This is a genomic window from Methylobacterium sp. Leaf111, assembly GCF_001423285.1.
Lineage (GTDB): Bacteria > Pseudomonadota > Alphaproteobacteria > Rhizobiales > Beijerinckiaceae > Methylobacterium.
In genome coordinates, this window is record NZ_LMNE01000034.1 from 189,563 (window position 1) to 213,426 (window position 23,864).

Consider the following 23,864-nt stretch of genomic DNA (forward strand, 5'->3'; position numbering starts at 1 on the left):
CTGGTCTTTCCGGGGCGCTTCAGTTCAGGCGGCGGGCCGACAGGATGGCGCGGGCGCGCGCAAGGTCGGCGGGGGTGTCGACACCCAGAGGCAGGTCGTCGACGACGATGGCGTCGATGCGCATCCCGGCCTCGAGGGCGCGGAGCTGCTCCAGCCTCTCGCGGGTCTCGAGCTCGCCGGGCGGCAGGGCCATGAAGCGGGCGAGCGCCTTCCGGCGATATGCGTAGAGTCCGATGTGATGGTAGAGCGGCCCCTCCCCCCAGGGCGCCTCGGCGCGGGTGAAGTAGAGCGCGCGCAGGCGGCGGGTGCCCACCGTGTGGCCGACGAGCTTGACCACGTTGGGATCACGCCGCTCGGAATCCTCGGTGATGATGGCGCAGAGCGTGGCGATGTCGACGGAGCGGTCGGCCAGCGGCAGGATCGCCGCGCCGATGATGCCCGGGTCGATGGTCGGTAAGTCGCCCTGGACATTGACCACCACGTCGTGGTTGCCCTGCGGATCGATGATTTCCAGGGCCTCGGCCAGACGATCCGATCCGGAGGGATGGTCGGCCCGAGTCAGGACCGCAAGGCCGCCCACGGCCTCGATGGTCTCGACGATGGCGGGCGTGTCGGTGGCCACCACCACGGGGCCGATGCCGGCCTCCACGGCGCGGCGCCAGACATGCACGATCATCGGCTCTCCGGCGAGATCGGCCATCGGCTTGTTGGGCAGGCGGGTCGCGGCCATGCGCGCGGGAATGAGGACGATGGGATCGGACATCGGTCTGGGCCCTGCTCCGGCTGGGGCCGGTGCTTACCAGCGGCGCCTCGGGTTGTCATGCTGGCGATGTGGCGCCGGGCCGGGAAAGCCCCGTCGGGCGAGGCGGGAACCGGATGCGCCCGCCCGCGTCTGAAGAAGTGAGGGATGGCGGCGACACCTGCCCGTCTGCGACTACGCGAAGCGTGACTCGGCCATTGTCAAGGTCGGGCTTCAGCGGCTAAGCACCCTCGACCGTTTCCAAAGTCCGGCACAGGTACGCGCTGGACTTCGCCCTGAATTCTCCCCCTCAGGCCGGCCGCACCGGAGTTGTCGAGAATGGACTCTTTCGAGCTGAACAAGGTCGCGGGTGCCGCGCTCGGCGCGCTGCTGTTCGCCGTGGGGTCGGGCTTCGTCGCCGAGCTGATCTATCATCCCAAGCCCGCGGGCAATGCGGGCTATGCCCTGCCCGAGCCGCAGCCGAAGGCTGCCGGTGGCGCCGCGCCCGAGGCGAAGGCCGAGCCCCTGCCGATCCGTTTGGCCAGCGCCACCGTCGAGAAGGGCCAGGCCGCGGCCAAGAAGTGCGCCTCCTGCCACAGCTTCGAGAAGGGCGGCCCGAACAAGGTCGGCCCCCATCTCTGGGGCGTCGTCGACCGCCAGCGCGCCCACGAGCCCGGCTTCGAGTACTCGGCCGCGCTCAAGGAAAAGGGCGGCACCTGGACCTACGACGAGCTCGACCACTTCCTGACCAACCCGAAGGGCTACGTCCCCGGGACCAAGATGGCCTTCGCGGGCATCACCTCGCCGACCGAGCGCGCCGACGTGATCCTTTACCTGCACAGCCTTGCCGATACCCCGGCGCCGCTGCCGGCCGTGGAGAAGAAGGCCGAGGGCGACAAGCCGGCCGAGGCCAAACCGGCCGCCGCAAAGACCGGGGATGCCAAGCCGGCCGAGGCCAAGCCCGATCCCGAGTCGAAGCCCGCGGCGGAAGTGCGGCGCGAGCAGGCGCCGAAACCTGCGGACGCCTCCAAGTCGACCGAGGACCAGAAGCCGGAGGTCGCCAACCCGGCGACGGCCGCCAAGCCCACCGTCGCGGGCGAAGAGGCGAACAAGCCGGCATCCGTGAAGCCCGCCGACGATACGCCGGTCGGGGCAGCCCCCGCCGCGCCTCCCGCTCCGGCCGCAACCGTGCCGGCTGAGAAGCCGGCCGGGCAGTAAGACGCCTGTCTTCGCCGCGGACCGAGATGCTCTGAGCGAGATATCTGGAGAGTGACCAAGGTCGGGCCAGAGCCCGGCCTCTTCGTTCGAGGTAACCCTGCGTCAGCGGTCGAGGTCGAGGAATTCTTGCACGGCTTCTTCGAGGCGGCGCATCTAGGCGTCCTCCAGACGCCCGACGATGCTCCCGACCTTCACGCGCGGGACCGTGACGATCTTGTCGACCTGGATCTGGGAGGATTCGCGAAGTCCGTTGGCTGGGCTCGGCTCAACGTCGATCCGGAGCATCGGCCCCCCAGCACACGCGCGCTCGTCATCAGGTACAGCGTGAGGCTGTCCGTGTGGAGAAAGCTGTCCGCCTGGAAGACCACGCACGGTCGCGGTTTGCTCGTATAGCTTCCCTTTGTGGCGAGGATCACGATCGCCTGCCCTCCGGTCACGACCGAGATTCCGCATCCCCGAGATCTTGTACGTCGGCGATCAGAGCCTCCGTCTCATCCGCGTCCGGCGCGGCGGCGACCAGCCGGCTCTGCCGCCGCGCCTCCTTCCGGCGGCTCTCGCGCACGTAGGCTTGAACGAGGGCGCGCAGCGCCCCGGACGGGGTGGTGCTGTCCCGCCACGCCGCATCCGCGAAGGCCTGCTTCAAGCGCTCATCGAGCCGTACCTGCAAAACCGCGCTGTCCTGGGCCATGATGGCTCCTTCATGACGCTTCTGTCGTACATGGGAAGCATACCACCGGGCCTATGGCTTGAGGCGCCGCGCCGCGGTCGCTCGCTCGCAAATCGGAACGGGGCCGTGCGCGCACGCGCCGGCTTGGCGTTCGCGGCCGGTCCGTCCTAGAACACCCGCCTGCCGTCGCCGGTGCGGCGGCGGACCCGCGCACCCGGAATCCGGAGACCGCCTGCCCGTGATGCGAATTGCCCTGATCGGACGCCTCGTCGCCACCCTCGCCTTCCTGGCCTGTGGCCTGCCCGCCCGGGCCGCCCCCGATCCGGATCCCGCCGCGCCGAAGGGCGCCTGGATGCCCGCGATCACGCTGATGGGCGAACCGAAATACGGCCCCGACTTCAAGCATTTCGATTATGCCGACCCGAGCGCGCCGAAGGGCGGCCTCGTGCGGCTGGGGGCTCAGGGGGGCTTCGACAACTTCAACTACGTGGTCTCGGGTCTGAAGGGCGATCTCGAGGGCGGGATCGTCCAGATCTACGATACCCTGATGACGGAATCGGCCGACGAACCGTTCACGTCCTACGGCCTCCTGGCGGACGGCGTGCGCCTCGCCGACGACCTGTCCGCCGTTTCCTACCGCCTGCGCGAAGGGGGCCGCTGGCATGACGGCCAGCCGATCACACCGGAGGACGTGGTCTGGTCCTTCGACGTCCTGAAGGCGAACAGCCCCTTCTATTCGGCCTATTACCAGACCGTGACCAAGGCCGTCGTCACCGGCCCGCGCGAGGTGACCTTCACCTTCTCGGAAGCCGGCAACCGCGAGCTGCCGCAGGTACTCGGCCAGCTGCGGGTGCTGCCCAGGCACTGGTGGACCGGTACCGACGCGCAGGGGCGGTCGCGCGACGTCACCCAGACCACCCTCGAGATCCCCCTGGGCTCGGGACCCTACCGGTTGGCGAAGTTCGAGGCTGGGCGCAGCGCCACCTACGAGCGGGTGGCGGATTACTGGGGCAAGGACCTGCCGGTGAATGTCGGTCGCAACAATTTCGGCACGATGCGCAACGAATATTTTCGCGACGCGACGGTGCTGATCGAGGCGCTGAAGGGCGACCTGTTCGACTTCCGGGCCGAGAACGTGGCGCGCAACTGGGCCACCGCCTACGACACTTTCCCCGCCGTGAAGGAGGGCCGCCTGATCAAGGAGGAGTTCCCGGATCGCGGCAACGGCAACATGCAGGCCTTCGTGTTGAACACCCGCCGGGCGAAGTTCGCCGATCCGCGGGTGCGCCGAGCCTTCAATCTCGCGATGAACTTCGAGGAGATGAACCGGTCGCTGTTCTTCGGCCTCTACAAGCGGATCGACTCCTATTATTTCGGCTCGGAGTTGGCTTCGTCCGGCCTGCCCCAGGGCGACGAGCTGGCGATCCTTGACGGCGTGAAGGACAAGGTCCCTCCTTCCGTCTTCACCACGCCCTACACGAACCCCGTCAACGGCACGCCGGACGCGGTGCGCGCCAATCTGCGCGAGGCCGTCGGCCTCCTGAAGCAGGCCGGCTACGAGCTGCGAAACGGCCAGATGACCGACGTCAAGAGCGGCGAGCCGCTCACCGTCGAGTTCCTAGAATTCCAGAGCGTGTTCGAGCGGGTCGTGCTGCCCTACGCGGCGCAGTTGAAGCTCATCGGCATCAACAGCACCCTGCGGGTCATCGACCAGGCCCAGTACCAGAACCGCCTGCGCGCCTTCGATTTCGACATCACCACGAGTTCGTGGCCGGAATCCCTCTCCCCGGGCAACGAGCAGCGCGAGTACTGGGGTTCGGCCTCCGCCGACAAGGCCGGCTCGCGCAACCTCATCGGCATCAAGGACGCAGGCGTCGACGCCCTGGTGGAGAAGGTAATTTTCGCGAAGGATCGCCCGGGCGTGCTGGCGGCGACTCACGCCCTCGACCGGGTGCTGCTGGCCCACAACTTCGTCGTGCCGCAATGGGGCTCGAACGTCTCGCGCACCCTGCGCTGGAACCGCTTCGGGCACCCGGCGGTGCTTCCGAAATACGGCAGCTCAGGCTTCCCCGCGACCTGGTGGTACGACGAAGCCCTGGCGGCCAAGACCGGGGCCCCGCGTTGAGCGCCGGCCCGACCCGGCGTGCGGTCGTCGCAGGCGCCGGTGCCCTCGGGGCGACTCTGGTGCTGCCGCCCCCCGTCCGGGCGGCGGCCCGCACCAGCCACGGCCTGTCGAGCTTCGGCGACCTGAAATACCCGGCCGACTTCCCGAACTTCGACTACGTCAACCCGGACGCGCCGCGGGGGGGGCGCTTCTCGGCGCAGCTCGCCGCCACCCTGGGCAACCAGGCCTCCGACACCTTCAACACCCTGAACATCTACGTCCTGCGCGGCGACGGCGCCGCCGGCATGAACCTGACCTTCGACTCGCTGATGGTCCGCGCCCTCGACGAGCCGGACGCCCTCTACGGGCTCCTCGCCCGCTCGGTGGAGATTTCCGAGGATGGGTTGACCTACCGCTTCAGCTTGCGGCCGCAGGCCCGCTTCCACGATGGCGCGCGCCTCACCGCCCATGACGTGGCGGCGTCGATGCGCCTCCTGAAGGAGAAGGGCCACCCCGAGATCTCGCAGGTGATCCGCGACCTCGCCGAGGCCGTCGCCGAGGACGACGCCACGGTGACCCTGCGCTTCGCGCCCGGCCGCAGCCGCGATCTGCCCCTCTTCGTCGCCACCCTGCCGGTGTTCTCCGCCACCTACTACGCCAAGCGCGATTTCGAGGCCTCCTCCCTGGAGCCACCCCTGGGCTCGGGGCCCTACCAGGTGGGCCGCGTGGAGGCGGGCCGCTTCATCGAGCTGGAGCGGGTGAAGGATTACTGGGGCGCCGAGCTGCCGGTGAATGTGGGCCAGAATAATTTCGACGCCATCCGGTACGAGTATTTCCGCGATCGCCAAGTCGCGTTCGAGGCCTTCAAGGGCGGCGCCTTCACCTTCCGCGAGGAGTTCACCGCCCGGGTCTGGGCCACGGGCTACGACTTCCCCGCCGTGCAGGAGGGCCGCGTCCGCAAGGAGACGGTGCCCGATGCCCGTCCCTCGGGCACGCAGGGCTGGTGGATGAACACCCGCCGCGAGGCCTTTCGCGATCCCCGGGTACGCGAGGCGATCGGCCTGTGCTTCGACTTCAACTGGTCGAACGCCAACCTGATGTACGGCGCCTATCTCCGCACGGCCTCCTACTTCGAGAATTCGGACCTGAAGGCCACCGGCCGCCCGGCGCCGGAGGAGCTGGCCCTCCTCGACCCGATGCGGGGCGACCTGCCGGCGGAGGTCTTCGGCGAGGCCTGGAGCCTGCCGAGTTCAGACGGTTCGGGCCAGGACCGCGCCCTGCTCAGCCGCGCCGTGGCCCTGCTGCGGGAAGCCGGCTGCACCCGCGACGGCGGCGTGATCCGCTTGGCCTCAGGCAAGCCGCTGGAAATTGAGTTCCTCGACAACGACCCGGTGTTCCAGCCGGTGACGCAGCCCTTCATCCGCAACCTCGGCCTGATCGGCATCCGCGCCAGCATCCGGCTGGTCGATCCGTCGCAGTACCAGGCCCGGGTCAAGGATTTCGACTTCGACCTCACCGCCCGCCGCTTCGCCAGCGGGCTCACGCCGGGGCCCGAACTCCGAGAGGCCTACGGGTCGCGCGCCGCCGGCACGCCCGGCTCGAGCAACCTGGCGGGCATCGCGAACCCTGCCATCGACGCCCTGATCGAGCGGGTGACGGAGGCGACCTCTCGCACCGACATGATCCACGCCGCGCGCGCCCTCGACCGGGTGCTGCGGGCCGGCCGCTACTGGGTACCCATGTGGTACAAGGCCGATCACCGGCTGGCCCTCTGGGACGTCTACGGCCGCCCGGCCAAGGGGCCGACCTACGATCTCGGCGCGCCGAGCGTCTGGTGGTACGATGCCGCCAAGGCCCGGCGCATCGGCCGAACCTGAGGGACACCCGTGCTCGGCTACATTCTGCGCCGCATCGCGCTCATGGTCCCGACCATCTTCGGGATCATGCTCATCACCTTCGTCATCGTGCAGTTCGCCCCCGGCGGCCCGGTGGAGCGGGTGCTGGCCCAGCTCCAGGGTCAGAACGAGGGAAGCCTGTCGCGGGTAACCGGCGGGGCCGGCGACCTCGGCGGCGCCGCCCGCAGCGGCGGCGGAGGCGAGGCGAATGCCCGCTACCGCGGCGCGCAGGGGCTCGATCCGGCCTTCATCAAGAAGCTCGAGCAGCAATTCGGCTTCGACAAGCCGGCGCCCGAACGCTTCGCCAAGATGATCTGGGATTACGTCCGGTTCGATTTCGGTAACAGCTATTTCCGCGACGTATCGGTGCTGCAGTTGATCCGCGAGCGCCTGCCGGTGTCGATCTCGCTGGGCCTCTGGATGACCCTGATCTCCTACGCGATCTCGATTCCGCTGGGCATCCGCAAGGCGGTGCACGACGGTTCGCGCTTCGACCTCTGGACCTCGACCGTTGTCATCATCGGCTACGCGATCCCGAGCTTCCTGTTCGGCATCGCGCTGATCATCCTGTTCGCGGGTGGGTCCTTCGTGCAGATCTTCCCGATCCGGGGCCTGACCAGCGAGAACTTCGAATCCCTGAGCCTTTGGGGCAAGGTGGTCGACTACGCCTGGCACATGACGTTGCCCCTGGCGGCCCTGGTGCTCGGCGCCTTCGCGACCTCGACCCTGCTGACCAAGAACTCGTTCCTCGACGAGATCCGCAAGCAGTACGTGCTCACGGCCCGGATGAAGGGCCTGTCCGAGCGGCGGGTGCTGTACGGGCACGTCTTCCGCAACGCCATGCTGATCGTCATCGCGGGCTTTCCGGCGGCCTTCATCTCGGCCTTCTTCACGGGCTCGCTGCTGATCGAGACGATCTTTTCCCTCGACGGGCTCGGGCTCCTGTCCTTCACCTCGATCGTCGGGCGCGACTATCCGGTGGTGTTCGCCACCCTGTACATCTTCTCCCTGCTCGGGCTGGCGGTGAACCTGCTCTCCGACCTGATCTACACCTGGATCGACCCGCGCATCGATTTCTCGGCTCGGGCGACGTGACCACCCTCCCCCTCGTCATCCGGCACGAGCACGCGAGCGACGCCGAGGCGATCGAACGGCTCCATGCCCGCGCGTTCGGTCCGGGCCGCTTCGCCCGCACGGCCTACCGCCTGCGCGAGGGGACCGCACCGGTCGCCGAGCTCTGCTTCACCGCCCTGGTGGCGACCTACCTCGTCGGCTCGGTGCGGGTGGGTCCGGCCGAGGCGGGCGATCCGCTCCTCGTGCTCGGGCCGCTCACCGTCGATCCCAGCTTCGAGGGGCGCGGCATCGGCGCCGCCCTGATGACGGCCTGCCTCGACGCGGCGACCTCCGCCGGCCACGGCCTCGTCATCCTGATCGGCGACGCGCCCTACTACCGGCGCTTCGGCTTCGCGCCGATCCCGTCCGGGCGTCTCATTCCGCCCTCCCCCGTCGACCCGGCCCGCTTCCTCTGGCGCGAACTGCGCGCGGGCGCGGCCACAACGGTCTCGGGGAACGTCACCGCCCTCCGCCGGCGTTGACTCCGCCGAGGGCGCCGACCCGGCGCCGGCAGGGATGGAAACGATGGACGCGACGGCAATCCGGCACGACACGATCACGGCGAACGGCGTCGCCCTCCACGTGGCGCGGCTCGGGCACGGCCGCGCGCTGGTGCTGCTGCACGGCTGGCCGGAATTCTGGCTGACCTGGGAGCCGGTGATGCGGCGCCTCGCTGGCCGCTTCGAGCTCATCGCACCGGATCTGCGCGGCTTCGGCGCCAGCGAGAAGCCGGATGCGCTGCCGTCCGCCAAGGCCGGCGCGGAGGTGCACGCCGACGATGTCGTGGCGCTGCTCGATGCCCTCGGCCTCGACCGCGTCGGCGTCGTCGGCCACGATGTCGGGGCCTACGTGGTGCAGGCCCTCGGCCGGGCGGCCCCGCAACGGCTCACGGGGCTCTTCACCTTCAATTGCCCCTATCCGGGCATTGGCCCACGCCTCGCCGCACCCGAAATGCTCGCCGAAATCTGGTATCAATCCTACCACGTGAAGCCGTTCGCGGCGGCGCAGGTCGGGGCCTCGCGCGAGGGCTGCCGGCTCTATATCGGTCACTTCCTGCACCACTGGGCCGGCGGGAATCCGGCCGCGTTCGACGATGTGCTCGACGCCTTCACCGACAACTTCCTCGCCCCCGGTAACCTTCAGGGCGGATTCAACTGGTACGTCAGTTCACAGGCCGGCCGCTTGGCGATGATTCGTGGCGAGGCGCCCGTGCTGCCCCCGATCGCCGTGCCGACCTGCGTCCGCTGGGGCGTTTCCGACCCGCTCTTCCCATACGCCTGGACGGATCGCCTCGGCGAGACATTCTCGGACCTCGACCTCGCGCCGATGCCCGGCGTGGGCCACTTCCCTCACCGGGAGGACCCCGACCGGGCTGCGGCCGAGATCGCGCGATTCTTCGAGCGGCTGCCGGCGTGACGCGTCACACGGCTTGGCCGCGCCGGCCCTCCACCAGCCACATCGCCAACACGGCACCGGCCAGGGCGACGAGCGCCCAGAGGCCGAGGGCGAGGGGATAGACCTCGACGCCGCGGATGTTGGCACTGTCGCTGGGGCGGAAACCGATCCAGTCGGAGCCGCCGAGACGGCCGCTGCGGACGGACTGCAGGCGTGGCACCACCGTGCCTCCGGCGGCGTCCGCGATGCGGCGGATCGAGCCGCCGGTGCCTTCGGCGAGCGCCTTCAGGCGCTCGGTGTCGCTGAAGACGTCGGCGAGTTCACGCGGGTTCGGCGGACCGACGCTGACGAAGGCGACGAGGCTGCCGGACCGCAGGGTGTGGAGGCCGAGCTCGGTCGCCTCGAAGGTCGTCGAGAACAGGCCCGGCTCACCCTGGGTCAGCGTCAGGGTGCGCTGGCGACCGGTCGGACCCGTTACGTAAACGGGCTCGGCCGTGTCGGCCATGGTCTGGCGCTCCACGCGGACCTCGCGCCCGTGCCCCGTGGTCTGGGCCCGCAGGGCCTCCTCCTCCAGGGCCGGCTCCTTCATCAGCCAGTGACCGAGCCGCCGCAGCAGATCCAGATAGGGCCCGCCCTCCTGGTATCCGCGCGCCCACAGCCAGGCATGGTCCGAGGTGAGCAGGGCGACCCGGCCCTTCTCCTCGCGCGACAGGGCCAGCAGCGGCAGGGCGTTCGGACCCTGCAGGATGGGCTGGATGCCGGGCCTCACCTGCGTCGAGACGATGCGGAGCCAGTCCCCCCAGGCCGGCGGCGAGGCCTCCGAGCCCGGCAGGGCGCGGGTCACCGGATGGCGGTTGCCGATGTTCGTGAGGGCCGCCTTATACGGCTGCTCGAGCACCCGCCCGTTCGGCTCGCCGGGCAGGATCGCGGCCAGCCGCGTACGCGACAGGCTGGAGGGCGAGGCGAATTCGGGTCCGGCCGCGATCAGCAGGGCGCCGCCCTCGCGAACGTAGCGGACGATGTTGTCGAAATACGCCGAGGGCAGCACGCTCTGGTTCGCGTAGCGGTCGAAGATGATGAGGTCGAAATCCTTGATCTTCTGGACGAACAATTCGCGCGTCGGGAAGGCGATCAACGAGAGCTCGGAGATCGGCGTCCCGTCCTGCTTCTCCGGCGGGCGCAGGATGGTGAAGTGGACGAGGTCGACGTTGGCGTCGGACTTCAGGAGGTTGCGCCAGGTGCGCTCGCCCTGATGCGGCTCGCCGGACACGAGGAGCACCCGCAGCTTTTCGCGGATGCCCTCGATCGGCAGGACCGCGCGGTTGTTGATCGTGGTGAGCTCGCCGGGAAGCGGCTCGACCTCGATCTCCACGACGTTCGGACCGCCATGCTCGATCCGCATGGTCAGGGAAAAGGGCTGGCCGGTGGGGAAGGTCCGGCGGCCGACCTCCTCGCCGTCGCGGCGGACGGTCACGGTGGCGCTGCCGGTTCCACCCCGCTCCATCACCTCGGCCCGGATGGTGAGGTCGCGCCCGACGATGCCGAAACGCGGCGCCTCGATCAGTTTGATCTGCCGGTCGCGCTCGTCCGGATGGCCGGTGACGAGGACGTGGAGGGGCCCTTTGAGGCCCAGGGCCGCCGCCGAGGCCGGGATGTCGTGGACCACGCCGTCGGTGAGCATGACGACGCCCGCCAGGCGCTCGGCCGGCACGTCGGCCAGCGCCTGCGACAGGGCGGTGAACAGCCGGGTGCCCTCGTCGCCCTCCTTGGCGTCGGGCACGTCGATGAAGCGCGGCTCGATGGTGGTCAGGGCCCCGAAGCGACGCTGCAACTCGGCGCGGACCGCATCAGTCATCGCCGGCCGGTCGCCGAGGGCCTGCGAGCCCGAGCGATCGACCACGATGGCGGCGATGTCCTTCACCGGTTCGCGATCCTCGCGCACCAGGGACGGGTTGGCGATCGCGAGAAGCACCAGGGCCAGGGCGAGCGCCCGCAGGATCGCGGTGCGACCCCGGGCCAGGAAGGCCAGCACCGCGAAGACCACGACGAGCACGCCGAAGGCGATCAGCACCGGCCAGGGCACCAGGGGGCTGAAGCTGAGGCTCAGCATGGGCGGATGGCCTCCGGTGAAAGGGTCATCACTGGCCCAGGCGCTCCAGCAGCGCCGGGACGTGGACCTGGTCGGCCTTGTAGTTGCCGGTGAGAGTGTAGATCACGAAATTGATGCCGCCGCGGAAGGCCATCTCGCGCTGGCGCTGGTCGCCGCCGACGATGGGGTAGAGCGACTCGCCGCGCTTGCCCACCGCCCAGGCGGCCGCGAGATCGTTGCTCGTGATCACGATCGGCGAGACGCCGTCGCCGGCCCGCGCGGGCCGGCGCTCGGAGCCTTCGCCCGCCGGCGGAAGGGTCTCGACCCAGGTCTGGCCAGTGGCGTAGCGGCCCGGAAAGGTGTCGACGAGGTAGAAGGCCTTGGTCAGGACGTGGTCGGGCGGCACGGGCTCGAGTTCGGGGACCTCCAGGGTCGCCAGCATTGTGCGGAGATAGGCGCCTTCCGGCGTCGGCGGGCCGCCCGGCCGCGCGGTGAGCGCGTCGCGGGTGTCGAAGATCACGGTGCCGCCGTTGCGCATGAAGGCGTCGATGCGCCGGATCGCGGTCTCGCTCGGCTGCGGCCGCCCGGCGACGATGGGCCAGTAGATCAGAGGATAGAAAGCGAGTTCGTCCTTGGCGGGGTCGATCCCGATCGGGTCGCCGGGCTCCAGGGCGGTGCGGCTCGCCAGCATCTGCGTCAGGCCCGTAAGTCCGGCCCGGCTCGCGGTGTCCGCCGCCTCGTCTCCGGTGATCACGTAGGCGAGCCGGGTGGCCAGGGCCGAGTCGAAGGTGCCCGCGCGCACCGGCGGGGCCGGCTGGGCCTGAACCGGCACGGGCGTGCCGATCAGCGTGCCGAGCGCCAGGCCGGCGACGAGGAGCGCGGCCGGGCGCGAGACGAAAGCCCGGCCACGCCGCAGGAAGCCGCCGAGCCAGAGGCCCGCGAGGGTGTCGAGGATGAGGAGCATCAGGGCCAGGGTGAAGAGAGTGGCGCGCAGGTCGAGGGTCTCGGCACCGGCGAGCGAGCCGAGGCGGGCGCCGGAGAGGGCCGCGAAATCGAGAGGCTTCAACCGATCCGCCGCCGCGAGGGCGTTGACCGCGATGCCGCCGTCGGCCGGGCCGTAGAAGCCCGGCGGGTGTTCCAGCGTCGCGCGATCGGTATCGTCGGCGGAGACCGCGGTGGCGCCGGCCGGCGGCGCCCCGAGTGCGCCGAACCCGTCGAGGGTGAGGCGCGGCGCCAGCACGGCGGTCGCCCGGGCGGCGGCATCGCCCTCCGGCAGGGCCTTGGCCCCCGCGAGATTCACTACCCGGCGCAGCATGTCGATGAACAGGCCCGACAGGGGCAGGTTCGACCAGGTGGTATCGGCGGTGACGTGGAAGAGCACGACGAGGCCCTGGCCACGCTTCTGCGCCGTGACGATGGGCGTGCCGTCCTGGAGCGAGGCCCAGGTCCGACCCGGCAGGTCGCCGTCGGGCTCGGCCAGGATCTGCCGGCGCACGCCGATATCGGCGGGTGGGCTCAGACCGGCGAAGGGACTCTCGGGCGCGAAGGGCGCCAGGGTCTTGGGGCTGTCCCACGAGAGGGTGCCGCCGAGGGTGCGGCCGCCGCGGCGCAGGCGCACCGGCACCAGGGGGTCGTTGCCGGCGGCGAGGCGCGGTCCGGCGAAGCGCAGGAGGAGGCCGCCCGCGTCGACGAACTGCTCGACACGGGCCAGGGTCGGACCGTCGAGGGCGCCGACATCGGCGAGGACGAGGACCGAGACCTGGTTGTCGAGGAGCTGCCCGATGGATTCCGCGATGCCCTTCGCACCCCGGGGCTCCTGCACGTCGGCGTAGGGACCGAGCGCGCGCGACAGGTAGTAGGTCGGCGCCAGCAGCGGCTGGGCCTGGTCGCTGGTTCCGCCGAAGACGAGGCCGACGCGGCGGCGCTTGCCGCGCTCGTCCACCAGGGTGACGGCGCCGGCCGAGCGCTCGGCCGCGACCTCGATCCGGCTGATGCTGTTGCGCAGCTCCACCGGCAGGTCGAACCCGACCTCGGCCTCGGTGGTGTTCGCCCCGAAGGTGAAGGCGTGCTCGGCCAGGGGCAGGCCCTTCTGGTCGACGGCGCGCACGAGGCCGGTGTCGCGGCCGTTCGGGGCCGCTCGCAGGACATGCGCGGTGAGCTGCCCGCTGGCTTCTGCGGCCGATAGCGCGAGCGCCGGCGGCTGATCGGCCTTCAGGATGGTGAGCGCGGCCCCGGTCCGGCCGACGAGGTCGGCGAAACGCTTGCCGAACGTCTCCTCGCCTGGGCCCGCGACGCCGTCGCTGATCCAGAGGATCGCCGTGCTCGGGCTGCGCTCGAGGAAAACAGTGAGCGATGCCAGGTGCGCGCCGCGATCGGCCAGATGCGGACGCGGTGCAATGGCACGCAGGCGCTCCAGGGCCGCGGACGGGACCTTGGCTTCCAGGGCCGCCGCCGGCTCGGCCAGGGCCGTCACCGACACCGAGCGGCCGTCGCGGGCCGCGCTCTCGATCGCGTCCGTGGCCACCCGCAGGCGGTCGCGCCAATCGTGGGCGGCGGTGAAGCCGTTGTCGAGGACGACGAGGAGCGGCGTGCGCCCAGAGGCGGCGCCCGTGCCGGAGGGGTTCCAGACAGGGCCGGACACCGCCAGGATCAGGCAGGCGGCGGCGAGGATACGCAGGATCAGCAGCCAGGGCGGCGTCCGGGCCGGCGTCTCGCGCTTGCCCAGCAGGTCGGCCATGATCCGCAGGGGCGGGAAATCGATGCGGCGCGGGCGTGGCGGGGTCACCCGCAACAGGAACCAGAGGGCCGGCAGGGCGACGAGGGCAGCAAGCGCCAGGGGCGCGGCGAAGGTAAGGGGCAGTCCGAGCATGCGGCGATCCTCAACCGGTCCCGCGCGCGGCGGCGACGATGGTGAGGAGGCGCAGGGCCGCCTCGCTCGCCGGACGGTCGGTGCGATGGATCGTCAGGGTCCAGCCCTGGGTCCGGGCGATCTCCGCGAGGCGATCGCGATGGGCGGCGATCCGCACCCGATAAGCCTCGCCCCAGGCGCCGGCATCGCCGACATTGAGGCTGAGCTTCGACTCGAGGTCGTGCAAAACCGCCTGACCCGTGAACGGAAAGGTTTCCTCGACGGGATCGACGATCATCACGAGGTGACCCCGGGTGCCTCGGCCGGCAAGCCGGTCCACCGACGCCCTGACGGCATCGGGCGGCGACAGGAAATCGCTGATCAGCACGGCCTCGTCGAACCGGCCCGGCGTGGCGGGCGGCGGAGTATCGTCGTCCTGACCCTTGGCATCGGCGGCGAGGGCCTGCGCCATGGTCTCGACGATGCGACGGGAGGCGGTGGCGCGGGTGAGGCCGAGCAGGCCGGTGCGCTCGCCACCCTCCACCAGGGCGTCGGCCAGGGCGAAGCCGAGCACCAGCGCGCGCTCCACTTTGGGTGCCTGTGCCAGGTGCGAGGCGAAGCCCATCGAGGCCGAGCGGTCGATCCAGAACCAGATGTTATGGGTGGCCTCCCACTCGCGCTCGCGTACGTAGAGCCGATCGTCGCGAGCCGAGCGGCGCCAGTCGATGCGCGCGGCGGCCTCGCCGGCGACGAAGGGCCGGAACTGCCAGAAGCTCTCGCCCGGCCCGGCCCGGCGGCGGCCGTGGATGCCATGAGCCAGGGTCGAGGACACCCGGCGGGATTCGAGGATCAGCCGCGGCATGCGCTCGGCCAGGGCGAGCGCATGCTCGGTCTCGCGGCGTCCGGGATTGCGGGCGCTCCGGTCGAGGACCTGGGGGGCGCCGCCGCCGGGCCGGGGAATCGCCATGCCCTAGAGCTTGCCGGCGAGCTGGGCGATGAGGCCCGAGATCGTCTCGCCATCGGCGCGCGCCGCGAAGCTCAGTGCCATGCGGTGCTTGAGCACGGGCTCGGCCAGGGCCTTCACGTCGGCGATGGACGGGGCGACGCGGCCCTCGATCAGGGCGCGGGCGCGCACCGCCAGGGTCAGGGCCTGGCTGGCGCGGGGGCCCGGCCCCCAGAGGAGCTTGCCCTTGAGAGACGGATCGCCGCCCTCGGGGCGGGCGGCGCGCACGAGGTCGAGGATGGCATCGACCACCGCATCCCCGACGGGCAGCCGGCGCACGAGGCGCTGGGCCGTCAGCAGGGACTCGGTGGACATCACCGCCACCGGCTTGTGCTCGTCGACGCCGGTGGTCTCGATCAGGATGCGGCGCTCGGCGGCGCGGTCGGGATAGCCGACGTCGATCTCCAGGAGGAAGCGGTCGAGCTGCGCCTCGGGCAGTGGATAGGTGCCCTCCTGCTCGATCGGGTTCTGGGTCGCCAGCACGTGGAACGGGCGCGGCAGGTCGTGGCGCTCGCCAGCCACCGAGACGAAGTTCTCCTGCATGGCCTGCAGCAGCGCGGACTGGGTCCGCGGGCTGGCGCGGTTGATCTCGTCCGCCATGAGGAGCTGGGTGAAGACCGGCCCCCTGACGAAGCGGAACGACCGGTGGCGATCGGCGTCCTCGTCCAAGATCTCGGTGCCGAGGATGTCGGACGGCATCAGGTCGGGCGTGAACTGCACCCGGCGGGCATCGAGGCCGAGGACGGTGCCGAGGGTCTCGACCAGCTTGGTCTTGGCGAGCCCCGGCAGGCCGACCAGCAGGCCGTGGCCGCCGGCCAGGATCGTGATCAGGGCGAGGTCTACGACCTGCTCCTGGCCGAAGATGACCTTGTGGATCGCCTCGCGGGCCTGCCCCACCGAGCCGAGGCAGGCTTCCGCCGTGGCGACGATGCCGTCATCGAGGGTGGTGGCCGACTGGGAGCCCTGAATCATGCGTCTCGGTCCTGACTTCTCCGCATCGGCCGGCGAGGGCCGCGCGCGGCGGGAATGCGCCATCGAGGGGCGGGCCTGGCGTCGGCCGTCTGTCCGGGAGTGTGGCGCCCTTTGCGGCACGCTGGCAAGGTCGGCGCGACGACGCAGGGTTCGGACCTGCGCGCGCTGGCCTTCGTCGGCGCGGAGAGGACGTCGCGCCGCCGTTCCCCCGCCGTCCGGATGCGCTATCTTGTGACCGCATGACCGAACCGACCCCTCCCGTCGCCGATCCGACGATCGACCGCCTCAGCGCCGCCCTGGGCGATGTGGCGCGCCGCGGCCCGCCGCCGGTGGAGCGCTGGAATCCGCCCTTCTGCGGGGCGATCGACATGCGGATCGCCGCCGACGGGATTTGGCACCACGACGGCACGCCGATCCGCCGTCCGGCCCTGGTCAAGCTCTTCGCCTCGATCCTGCGGCGCGAGCCCGGTGGCGGCTACGTGCTGGTCACCCCGGTGGAGAGCGTCGGCATCACGGTGGAGGATGCGCCCTTCGTAGCCGTGGAGATGGCGGTCGAGGGCGACGGTCCGGGGCGGCGCATCGCCTTCCGCACCAATGTCGACGACCTCGTGCCCGTGGAAGCCGGCCATGCCTTGCGCTTCGAGCAGGATGCGGGGGGCGGCCTGCGCCCCTACGTCCATGTCCGCCGCGACCTCTGGGCGCTGCTGACCCGGGCGCTAACCTACGACCTCCTCGCCTTGGCGGAGGAGCAGGACGGCTGGCTCGGCGTCATGGCCGGCGGCATCTTCCACCGCATCGCGCCCGCCGAGAGCGCATGAGGCAGGACGCTGCGCTGGCGGACCTCGTCGCCCGGGCCTCCGCGTACCTGTCGGCGGAGCCGCCGGGCGATGGCGCTCCGACGGCGAACCCGCGGGGCGACCACGACCTCGACGGAACCGATGGGGCGGTGGTGCCGGAGCGCCCCCACCGGCGCGCGGCGGTTCTCGTGCCCGTGATGCCCCGGGCCGAGGGCCCCCATGTGCTGTTCACCGTCCGCGCAGCGCATCTACGCGATCATTCGGGGCAGATCGCCTTCCCCGGGGGTAAGATCGACGCCGGCGATCCGAGCCCGGCCGATGCTGCCCTGCGCGAGGCTCGCGAGGAAGTCGGACTTCCCGCCGAGGCGATCCGTGTGCTCGGCTACCTGGATCCCTATCTCTCGGCCACGGGATTCCTGGTCCTGCCCGTGCTCGGTCTCGTCGACCCGGAGGCAGACCTGTCGCTGAACCCCGACGAGGTCGCCGCCACGTTCGAGGTTCCGCTGAGCCACCTCCTCGATCCGGCCCAGCGCCGCATCGAAAGCGCGATCTGGCGCGGTCGTCAGCGGCGCTACTACGCCATCACCTACGGCGCGTTCCGGATCTGGGGCGTCACCGCTGGGATCGTCAACAACTTGCAGGAGCGCCTCTTCCCGTGACGCGGCGCCCATCCCATCGCGATTCGAGACGTTCATGATCCGCCGCGTCCTCGAAGAACTCCTGATCTTCCTCTCGCCGTTCCTGCTCTACGCCCTCTACCTGGCGGTCCGCGGACGCCGGCCCGACCACGGCGTGCATTGGGACGGGCAGGCCTTCCGCCTGACCCTGGCGGGCATCGTCCTCGTCGTCCTCTCCCTGGTGGCGACGGGGCTCTTCAGCGAACGGCATCGTGGCGGCTACGTACCGCCCCACCTGGAGAACGGCCAGGTCGTGCCCGGGCGGTTCCAGTGAGCGGACACGTCCTCGATGGAGCGGGCCTCGGCCACCTTCTCGACCGACCGGGGGTCCGTCGCGTGCTCGGCGCCTTGTCCGCCGAGGGCGAGGCGACCCGGCTCGTCGGCGGTTGCATCCGCGACGCTCTGCTCGGGCGCGCCGGCGACGACATCGACCTCGCCACCACGCTGCTGCCCCCGGCGGTGATCGCCCGGGCCGAGGCGGCCGGCCTGCGCGCCATTCCCACCGGGATCGAGCACGGGACCATCACGCTGCTCGCGGGCGAAGCCTCCTTCGAGGTCACGACCCTGCGGGAGGATGTCGAAACCGACGGGCGCCGCGCCGTGGTGCGGTTTGGGCGCGACTTTGCCCTCGATGCGCAGCGCCGGGACTTCACCATCAACGCGCTCTCCCTCACGCCCGACGGCACCCTCCACGACACGACCGGCGGGGTCGACGATCTGCGGGCGGGACGCGTCCGCTTCATCGGCGAGGCCCGGACCCGCATTCGCGAGGATGCCCTGCGCATCCTGCGGTTCTTCCGGTTCCATGCCCGCTACGGCGCCGGACCTCCCGACCCGGAGGGCCTGTCGGCCTGCATCTCCGCCCGCGATGCTTTGGATGGGCTCTCGCGCGAGCGCATCCGAGCGGAATTCCTCAAGCTGCTCCTCGCGCACGGCACGGCTGCGGCCGTCGCGATTTTGAGTGAGACCGGACTGCTGTTGCGGCTGATCGGCGGATTCGGGGATCTCGGGCGCTTCGCCCGTGCCCAAGCGGATGGCTCGAGGACGTCCGCGATCGACCGACTGGCGGCGCTGGCGGTGTGGTCCGCTGCGGATGCCGCACGGCTGGAGGCCAGATTACGGCTCTCGAAGACCGACCTTGACGTCCTCGCGGCCTATGGGCGGGCCCTCGATGCTCTGCATGGACGGGCCATGATCGACGGCACGGAGATCCGACGCCTGGCCGCCGATCACGACCGTCGGGGCCTCTCCCTGGCGCGGACGACCACCCGGAGCGAACCGATGCCGGACCTCTCGCCGGGGGCGGAACGCTATCTCGACGATCTGGCGAGCGGCCGCGTCGGGGCGCCGAAATTTCCCCTCGGTGGGGCCGATCTGGTGGCGCGGGGCGTTCGGCCCGGTCCCGAGATCGGTCGTCGACTCGCCCGGGCCCGGGCCCTGTGGCTGGATCTGGGCTGCCCGGACGATGCGTCCGCGCGCGAGGCCTTGCTCGCGCACGCGGCCGGGTAGGACCTCGTAGGCGATGGGCCTTTAAAGCTTGAGCGCGACCTTGGCGTCGCGGAGTTGGACGATCTGGCCGGTGAGCTCGTCCTTCTTGGCGAAATCCTCGGTGGCGTCGCGCAGGAGTTCGACCGCCTCGATGTCGCGGTCGAGGGACTCCGGCGAGATCTCCTCGAAGGGGTTCGCACGCTCGGCGATGACGGTGACGGAGGTCGGGCCGATATCGGCGAAGCCGCCGCGGACCAGGACGCGCTTGCCGGTATGGCCGGCCTCGTTGATCACAATGACGCCGACTTTGAGGGCGGTGAGCACGGGAGCGTGGCCGGGGAGCACGGTCATTTCGCCCTCGATGCCGGGCAGCTGCACGGCCTCGATCTGGCCGGAATACAGCGTCCGCTCGGGACCGACGAAATCGAACTGGAAGGTGGCCATGAGGTCGAGGATCCCGGCTCGGGGTGTCTGTGCGGAGTGACGACGCGCCGGACCCGGAGGGCGCACGCCGTCGTGTTCGTGGTCAGGCCCTGCGGTGATCGGCGACGAAGCCGATCCCGAGGCCCAGCACCGCGCCGATGACGGCGAAGATGCCGATATGCTGCATCTGACCCGTGGTCAGGGAGCCGCCGCGGGTTCCCGCCGGCGAATCCCCCTGAACCTCGAGGCTGAACGACCCGATCTTGATCTCGGCGGCCTCGGGCCGGGTGAGATACCCGGTGAGACCGCCGACCACGAGACCGACGAGAAGGAGAACGGCTTTGAGGTTCAAGACCTCAGGCCGCCGCGGCGATCTTCTTCGCCTTCTCCTTGGCGTCCTCGATCGTGCCGACCATGTAGAACGCCGCCTCCGGCAGGTCGTCGTACTCGCCGTTCACGAGACCCTTGAAGCCCTTGATCGTGTCGGCCAGCGGGACCTGAATGCCCGGCGAGCCGGTGAAGATCTCGGCCACCGAGAAGGGCTGCGAGAAGAAGCGCTCGATCTTACGGGCGCGGGCGACGGTGAGCTTGTCCTCTTCCGAGAGCTCGTCCATGCCCAGGATCGCGATGATGTCCTGCAGGGCCTTGTAGCGCTGCAGGGTCTGCTGGACTTTGCGGGCGACGTCGTAGTGCTCCTCGCCGAGGACGGCGGGGTTGAGCATGCGCGAGGTGGAGTCCAGCGGATCCACGGCCGGGTAGATGCCCTTCTCTGCAATCGAGCGGGACAGCACGGTCGTGGCGTCGAGGTGGGCGAACGAGGCGGCCGGGGCCGGGTCGGTCAGATCGTCGGCGGGCACGTAGATGGCCTGCACCGAGGTGATCGAGCCCTTGGTGGTGGTGGTGATGCGCTCCTGGAGGGCGCCCATATCGGTGGCGAGCGTCGGCTGATAGCCCACCGCCGACGGGATGCGGCCGAGGAGCGCCGACACTTCCGAGCCGGCCTGGGTGAAGCGGAAGATGTTGTCCACGAAGAACAGCACGTCTTGGCCCTGGTCGCGGAAGTCCTCGGCGATGGTGAGGCCGGTGAGGGCGACACGCGAGCGGGCGCCGGGGGACTCGTTCATCTGACCGTAGACGAGGGCGCACTTGGAGCCCTCGGCGGAGCCGTTGTGCTCCTTCGGGTCCATGTTCACCTTGGACTCGATCATCTCGTGGTAGAGATCGTTGCCCTCGCGGGTCCGCTCACCGACGCCGGCGAACACCGAGTAGCCGGAGTGCACCTTGGCGATGTTGTTGATGAGCTCCATGATCAGCACGGTCTTGCCGACGCCGGCGCCGCCGAACAGGCCGATCTTGCCGCCCTTGGCATAGGGGGCGAGGAGGTCGACGACCTTGATGCCGGTGACGAGGATCTGCGACTCGGTGGACTGCTCAGAATAAGCGGGCGCCGGCTGGTGGATGGCGCGGAGCGTGTCCGACTGGATCGGGCCGGCCTCGTCGATCGGCTCGCCGATGACGTTCATGATGCGGCCGAGGGTGTTGAAGCCGACCGGGACCTTGATGGCCTCGCCGGTGTCGGTCACTTCCTGGCCGCGGACCAGGCCTTCCGAGGTGTCCATGGCGATGCAGCGCACGGTGCTCTCGCCGAGCTGCATGGCGACTTCGAGAACGAGGCGGCTGCCGTTGTTCTTGGTCTCCAGGGCGTTCAGGATCTCGGGCAGGTGGCCGTCGAAGTGAACGTCGACCACGGGGCCGATGACCTGGGTGATCTTGCCGACCTTGTTCGAGCCGGCGCCGGGGATCGCGGTGTTCGCCATGTTACGGGTCCTTTGGATATGTTGCGGTCAGGGCGTCGTCTGCGCTTAGAGCGCTTCGGCGCCCGAGATGATCTCGATGAGTTCCTTGGTGATCATGGCCTGACGCGTCCGGTTGTAGATCTGCGTCTGCTTCTTGATCATTTCGCCCGCGTTGCGCGTGGCGGAGTCCATGGCGCCGGTGCGAGCGCCCTGCTCGGAAGCGGCGTTCTCCAGGAGTGCCCGGAACACCTGGACGGTGAGGTTGCGCGGGAGCAGCGTGTCGAGGATGGCCTCCTCGCTCGGCTCGAACTGAAGGGCGGCGTCCGGCGCCGTGGCGCCGGTCTCCGGCAGCTCGGCCGGGATGAGCTTCTGCGCCGTCGGGATCTGCGAGATCACGGAGCGGAATCGCGAGTAGAACAGCGTGGCGACGTCGAACTCGCCGGCGTCGAAGCGGGCGATAATGCTGTCGGCGATCTCGGCGGCGAACTCGTAGTCGACCGCCTTGTTGCCGCGCAGGTCGCGGTTCTCGATGATCTCGTCGCGGAACTGGCGGCGGAGGAGATCGTAGCCCTTCTTGCCGACGGTGATCATCTTCACCGTCTTGCCCTCGGCCATCAGCCGCCGGGCATGGTCACGGGCGAGGCGGGCGATCGAGGAGTTGAAGCCGCCGCATAAGCCGCGATCGGCCGTGCAGACGATGAGCAGGTGGGTCTTCTCCGCGCCGGTGCCGGAGAGGAGTCGGGGCCCCTGCACGCCGCCGACGAGGTTCGCCGCGAGGTTTCCCAGAACCTGGGACATCTTCTCGGCATAGGGACGCGCGCTCTCGGCGGCCATCTGGGCGCGCCGCAGCTTGGCGGCGGCGACCATCTGCATCGCCTTGGTGATCTTCTGCGTGCCCTTCACCGAGGTGATGCGGTTCCGCAGATCCTTCAAACTCGCCATGGGGTGACTTCCAGATCCATCCGCTGCCGCTCAAGGCGAGGCGCCCGGACGATCCGGGCGCCTGCGCTCGCTCAAGATCCGGCCGCCCGCAGGCGACCGGGTTCGCTGTCGATGCCGCGACTTACGCGAGCGACTTGGCGACGCTCTCGACGACGCCCTTCAGCGTCTTGGCGCTGTCGTCCGACAGGTCCTTCGAGTCGCGGATCTTGGTGAGCAGGTCGGCGTGCTTGGTGCGCAGGGCCGAGAGCAGGGCGTCCTCGAAGGGACGGACCTTGTTCAGCGGCAAGGTGTCGAGGTAGCCGTTCACGCCGGCGTAGATCACCGCCACCTGCTCTTCCATCTTCAGCGGCGAGAACTGCGGCTGCTTCAGGAGCTCGGTCAGGCGCGAACCGCGGTTCAGGAGCTTCTGGGTCGAGGCGTCGAGGTCCGAGCCGAACTGCGCGAAGGCGGCCATCTCGCGGTACTGCGCGAGCTCGCCCTTGATCTTGCCGGCGACCTTCTTCATCGCCTTCGTCTGGGCCGAAGAGCCCACGCGGGAGACCGAGAGACCGACGTTCACCGCCGGGCGGATACCTTGGTAGAACAGGTCGGTCTCGAGGAAGATCTGGCCGTCGGTGATCGAGATCACGTTGGTGGGGATGTAGGCCGAGACGTCGTTGGCCTGGGTCTCGATGACCGGCAGCGCGGTCAGCGAGCCGTTGCCGGCGGCATCGCCCATCTTGGCGGCGCGCTCGAGCAGGCGCGAGTGCAGGTAGAACACGTCACCCGGGTAAGCCTCGCGGCCCGGCGGACGGCGCAGCAGCAGCGACATCTGGCGGTAGGCGACGGCCTGCTTGGAGAGATCGTCATAGACGATCACGGCGTGCATGCCGTTGTCGCGGAAGTACTCGCCCATGGCGCAACCGGCGAAGGGTGCGATGAACTGCATCGGCGCGGCGTCGGACGCGGTGGCAGCGATGACGATCGAGTACTCGAGCGCGCCGTTGTCTTCCAGCGACTTCACGAACTGGGCGACGGTGGAGCGCTTCTGCCCGATGGCGACGTAGACGCAGTAGAGCTTCGCGTTCTCGTCGGTGCCGGCATGGGCCGGCTTCTGGTTCAGGATCGTGTCGAGGGCGATGGCGGTCTTGCCGGTCTGGCGATCGCCGATGATGAGCTCGCGCTGGCCGCGGCCGACGGGGATCAGGGCGTCGATGGCCTTGAGGCCGGTGGCCATCGGCTCGTGCACCGACTTGCGCGGGATGATGCCCGGCGCCTTCACGTCGACGCGGCGACGCTCGGTGGTGGCGATGGGGCCCTTGCCGTCGATCGGGTTGCCGAGGGCGTCGACGACGCGGCCGAGCAGCGCCTTGCCGACCGGCACGTCCACGATCGCGCCGGTGCGCTTGACGGTCTGACCTTCCTTGATGTCGCGGTCGGATCCGAAGATCACGATGCCCACGTTGTCCTGCTCAAGGTTGAGGGCCATGCCGCGCACGCCCGACTCGAACTCGACCATCTCACCGGCCTGGACGCTGTCGAGGCCGTAGGCGCGGGCAATGCCGTCACCGACGGACAGAACCTGACCGACCTCGGTGACTTCGGCTTCCTGGCCGAAATTCTTGATCTGATCCTTTAGGATCGCGGAGATCTCGGCGGCGCGGATGTCCATCGTCGGGCCTCTTGTCTTGGATTGAATGAATGGGGTTGGGAACGGGA

Annotated in this window: 22 protein-coding genes; 10 read left to right on the forward strand and 12 right to left on the reverse strand. The window is 69.9% G+C overall.

Annotation, left to right across the window (positions count from 1 at the left end):
• Positions 1-19 precede the first annotated feature (19 nt).
• A complete protein-coding gene (locus tag ASF41_RS15995; RefSeq protein ID WP_056381552.1) occupies positions 20-763 on the reverse strand; it encodes a 3-deoxy-manno-octulosonate cytidylyltransferase in 744 nt (247 codons plus the stop codon).
• A 315-nt stretch (positions 764-1,078) separates the two neighbouring features.
• Here ASF41_RS15995 and ASF41_RS24060 point away from each other — a divergent pair, with 315 nt between their 5' ends.
• Positions 1,079-1,957 carry a cytochrome c family protein gene (locus ASF41_RS24060; RefSeq protein ID WP_082504587.1) on the forward strand — a complete coding sequence of 293 codons (879 nt, stop codon included), beginning with the start codon at positions 1,079-1,081 and terminating at the stop codon, positions 1,955-1,957.
• 153 nt (positions 1,958-2,110) lie between these two features.
• Here the strand turns inward: ASF41_RS24060 and ASF41_RS26470 are convergent, their stop codons facing one another.
• On the reverse strand, positions 2,111-2,242 hold the full coding sequence (locus tag ASF41_RS26470) for a hypothetical protein (RefSeq protein ID WP_280138149.1): 132 nt from the start codon (positions 2,240-2,242) through the stop codon (positions 2,111-2,113).
• Between the two features lie 148 nt (positions 2,243-2,390).
• On the reverse strand, positions 2,391-2,645 hold the full coding sequence (locus ASF41_RS16010) for a hypothetical protein (RefSeq protein WP_056494876.1): 255 nt from the start codon (positions 2,643-2,645) through the stop codon (positions 2,391-2,393).
• A 220-nt stretch (positions 2,646-2,865) separates the two neighbouring features.
• Here ASF41_RS16010 and ASF41_RS16015 point away from each other — a divergent pair, with 220 nt between their 5' ends.
• The 5 genes from ASF41_RS16015 to ASF41_RS16035 are packed head-to-tail and all read left to right on the forward strand — an operon-like array spanning position 2,866 to position 9,152.
• Positions 2,866-4,749, forward strand: a complete 1,884-nt coding sequence (locus ASF41_RS16015) for an extracellular solute-binding protein (RefSeq protein WP_056494879.1) — start codon at positions 2,866-2,868, stop codon at positions 4,747-4,749.
• On the forward strand, positions 4,746-6,605 hold the full coding sequence (locus ASF41_RS16020; RefSeq protein ID WP_056494882.1) for an extracellular solute-binding protein: 1,860 nt from the start codon (positions 4,746-4,748) through the stop codon (positions 6,603-6,605). Before ASF41_RS16015 ends, ASF41_RS16020 begins: the two co-directional genes overlap by 4 nt.
• Positions 6,606-6,614: 9 nt before the next feature.
• On the forward strand, positions 6,615-7,718 hold the full coding sequence (locus ASF41_RS16025) for a microcin C ABC transporter permease YejB (RefSeq protein ID WP_056212538.1): 1,104 nt from the start codon (positions 6,615-6,617) through the stop codon (positions 7,716-7,718).
• Positions 7,715-8,218: a GNAT family N-acetyltransferase gene (locus tag ASF41_RS16030; RefSeq protein ID WP_056494885.1), complete on the forward strand. Its 504-nt coding sequence runs from the start codon at positions 7,715-7,717 to the stop codon at positions 8,216-8,218. Before ASF41_RS16025 ends, ASF41_RS16030 begins: the two co-directional genes overlap by 4 nt.
• A 43-nt stretch (positions 8,219-8,261) precedes the next feature.
• Entirely contained in the window at positions 8,262-9,152 is an 891-nt protein-coding gene (locus ASF41_RS16035) for an alpha/beta fold hydrolase (RefSeq protein WP_056495047.1), read from the forward strand.
• A gap of 4 nt (positions 9,153-9,156) precedes the next feature.
• On the opposite strand, the gene ASF41_RS16040 is transcribed toward ASF41_RS16035, so the two are convergent.
• From ASF41_RS16040 to ASF41_RS16055, 4 genes are read right to left on the reverse strand one after another with little or no spacing between them, the layout of a single operon-like run.
• Entirely contained in the window at positions 9,157-11,241 is a 2,085-nt protein-coding gene (locus ASF41_RS16040; protein WP_056494888.1) for a hypothetical protein, read from the reverse strand.
• Between the two features lie 28 nt (positions 11,242-11,269).
• The gene (locus tag ASF41_RS16045; RefSeq protein WP_056494891.1) at positions 11,270-14,089 is read right to left on the reverse strand and encodes a DUF4159 domain-containing protein; all 2,820 of its coding nucleotides are present in this window, start codon (positions 14,087-14,089) and stop codon (positions 11,270-11,272) included.
• A 10-nt stretch (positions 14,090-14,099) separates the two neighbouring features.
• Complete coding sequence (locus tag ASF41_RS16050) at positions 14,100-15,035, reverse strand: DUF58 domain-containing protein (protein ID WP_056494893.1); 936 nt, start codon at positions 15,033-15,035, stop codon at positions 14,100-14,102.
• A 3-nt stretch (positions 15,036-15,038) separates the two neighbouring features.
• Complete coding sequence (locus ASF41_RS16055; RefSeq protein WP_056494896.1) at positions 15,039-16,043, reverse strand: MoxR family ATPase; 1,005 nt, start codon at positions 16,041-16,043, stop codon at positions 15,039-15,041.
• A 239-nt stretch (positions 16,044-16,282) separates the two neighbouring features.
• Between ASF41_RS16055 and ASF41_RS16060 the strand changes: the two genes are divergently transcribed.
• Genes ASF41_RS16060 through ASF41_RS16075 form a run of 4 tightly spaced genes read left to right on the forward strand, consistent with a single transcriptional unit; the run spans position 16,283 to position 19,026 of the window.
• Entirely contained in the window at positions 16,283-16,861 is a 579-nt protein-coding gene (locus ASF41_RS16060) for a DUF1285 domain-containing protein (protein ID WP_056494899.1), read from the forward strand.
• Positions 16,858-17,499 (forward strand): CoA pyrophosphatase, encoded by a 642-nt coding sequence (locus ASF41_RS16065; protein WP_056494902.1) that lies wholly within the window; start codon positions 16,858-16,860, stop codon positions 17,497-17,499. The genes ASF41_RS16060 and ASF41_RS16065 overlap by 4 nt, the downstream gene beginning before the upstream one ends.
• A 34-nt stretch (positions 17,500-17,533) precedes the next feature.
• A complete protein-coding gene (locus ASF41_RS16070) occupies positions 17,534-17,791 on the forward strand; it encodes a DUF6111 family protein (RefSeq protein ID WP_056212558.1) in 258 nt (85 codons plus the stop codon).
• Positions 17,788-19,026, forward strand: coding sequence for a CCA tRNA nucleotidyltransferase (locus tag ASF41_RS16075; protein ID WP_056494905.1), 1,239 nt, complete (start codon positions 17,788-17,790; stop codon positions 19,024-19,026). The genes ASF41_RS16070 and ASF41_RS16075 overlap by 4 nt, the downstream gene beginning before the upstream one ends.
• A 21-nt stretch (positions 19,027-19,047) precedes the next feature.
• Here the strand turns inward: ASF41_RS16075 and atpC are convergent, their stop codons facing one another.
• The 5 genes from atpC to atpA all read right to left on the reverse strand — a co-directional run bounded on the left by atpC (position 19,048) and on the right by atpA (position 23,817).
• Positions 19,048-19,449, reverse strand: coding sequence for an ATP synthase F1 subunit epsilon (atpC, locus tag ASF41_RS16080; RefSeq protein WP_056212562.1), 402 nt, complete (start codon positions 19,447-19,449; stop codon positions 19,048-19,050).
• 82 nt (positions 19,450-19,531) lie between these two features.
• Entirely contained in the window at positions 19,532-19,780 is a 249-nt protein-coding gene (locus ASF41_RS16085; RefSeq protein ID WP_056494909.1) for a hypothetical protein, read from the reverse strand.
• A 4-nt stretch (positions 19,781-19,784) separates the two neighbouring features.
• Positions 19,785-21,245, reverse strand: a complete 1,461-nt coding sequence (atpD, locus tag ASF41_RS16090) for a F0F1 ATP synthase subunit beta (protein WP_056212566.1) — start codon at positions 21,243-21,245, stop codon at positions 19,785-19,787.
• 45 nt (positions 21,246-21,290) lie between these two features.
• Positions 21,291-22,166 (reverse strand): F0F1 ATP synthase subunit gamma, encoded by an 876-nt coding sequence (locus tag ASF41_RS16095; RefSeq protein ID WP_056270891.1) that lies wholly within the window; start codon positions 22,164-22,166, stop codon positions 21,291-21,293.
• A 121-nt stretch (positions 22,167-22,287) separates the two neighbouring features.
• Positions 22,288-23,817 (reverse strand): F0F1 ATP synthase subunit alpha, encoded by a 1,530-nt coding sequence (atpA, locus tag ASF41_RS16100; protein WP_056179751.1) that lies wholly within the window; start codon positions 23,815-23,817, stop codon positions 22,288-22,290.
• Positions 23,818-23,864 lie beyond the last annotated feature (47 nt).

What these genes read in the sequence shown, in the direction of transcription:
- ASF41_RS15995 (WP_056381552.1), bottom strand. Translation starts at nt 763, where the DNA reads ATGTCCGATCCCATCGTCCTCATTCCCGCGCGCATGGCCGCGACCCGC.
- ASF41_RS24060 (WP_082504587.1), top strand. Translation starts at nt 1,079, where the DNA reads ATGGACTCTTTCGAGCTGAACAAGGTCGCGGGTGCCGCGCTCGGCGCG.
- ASF41_RS26470 (WP_280138149.1), bottom strand. Translation starts at nt 2,242, where the DNA reads ATGCTCCGGATCGACGTTGAGCCGAGCCCAGCCAACGGACTTCGCGAA.
- ASF41_RS16010 (WP_056494876.1), bottom strand. Translation starts at nt 2,645, where the DNA reads ATGGCCCAGGACAGCGCGGTTTTGCAGGTACGGCTCGATGAGCGCTTG.
- ASF41_RS16015 (WP_056494879.1), top strand. Translation starts at nt 2,866, where the DNA reads ATGCGAATTGCCCTGATCGGACGCCTCGTCGCCACCCTCGCCTTCCTG.
- ASF41_RS16035 (WP_056495047.1), top strand. Translation starts at nt 8,262, where the DNA reads ATGGACGCGACGGCAATCCGGCACGACACGATCACGGCGAACGGCGTC.
- ASF41_RS16040 (WP_056494888.1), bottom strand. Translation starts at nt 11,241, where the DNA reads ATGCTGAGCCTCAGCTTCAGCCCCCTGGTGCCCTGGCCGGTGCTGATC.
- ASF41_RS16045 (WP_056494891.1), bottom strand. Translation starts at nt 14,089, where the DNA reads ATGCTCGGACTGCCCCTTACCTTCGCCGCGCCCCTGGCGCTTGCTGCC.
- ASF41_RS16050 (WP_056494893.1), bottom strand. Translation starts at nt 15,035, where the DNA reads ATGGCGATTCCCCGGCCCGGCGGCGGCGCCCCCCAGGTCCTCGACCGG.
- ASF41_RS16055 (WP_056494896.1), bottom strand. Translation starts at nt 16,043, where the DNA reads ATGATTCAGGGCTCCCAGTCGGCCACCACCCTCGATGACGGCATCGTC.
- ASF41_RS16060 (WP_056494899.1), top strand. Translation starts at nt 16,283, where the DNA reads ATGACCGAACCGACCCCTCCCGTCGCCGATCCGACGATCGACCGCCTC.
- ASF41_RS16065 (WP_056494902.1), top strand. Translation starts at nt 16,858, where the DNA reads ATGAGGCAGGACGCTGCGCTGGCGGACCTCGTCGCCCGGGCCTCCGCG.
- ASF41_RS16070 (WP_056212558.1), top strand. Translation starts at nt 17,534, where the DNA reads ATGATCCGCCGCGTCCTCGAAGAACTCCTGATCTTCCTCTCGCCGTTC.
- atpC (WP_056212562.1), bottom strand. Translation starts at nt 19,449, where the DNA reads ATGGCCACCTTCCAGTTCGATTTCGTCGGTCCCGAGCGGACGCTGTAT.
- atpD (WP_056212566.1), bottom strand. Translation starts at nt 21,245, where the DNA reads ATGGCGAACACCGCGATCCCCGGCGCCGGCTCGAACAAGGTCGGCAAG.
- ASF41_RS16095 (WP_056270891.1), bottom strand. Translation starts at nt 22,166, where the DNA reads ATGGCGAGTTTGAAGGATCTGCGGAACCGCATCACCTCGGTGAAGGGC.
- atpA (WP_056179751.1), bottom strand. Translation starts at nt 23,817, where the DNA reads ATGGACATCCGCGCCGCCGAGATCTCCGCGATCCTAAAGGATCAGATC.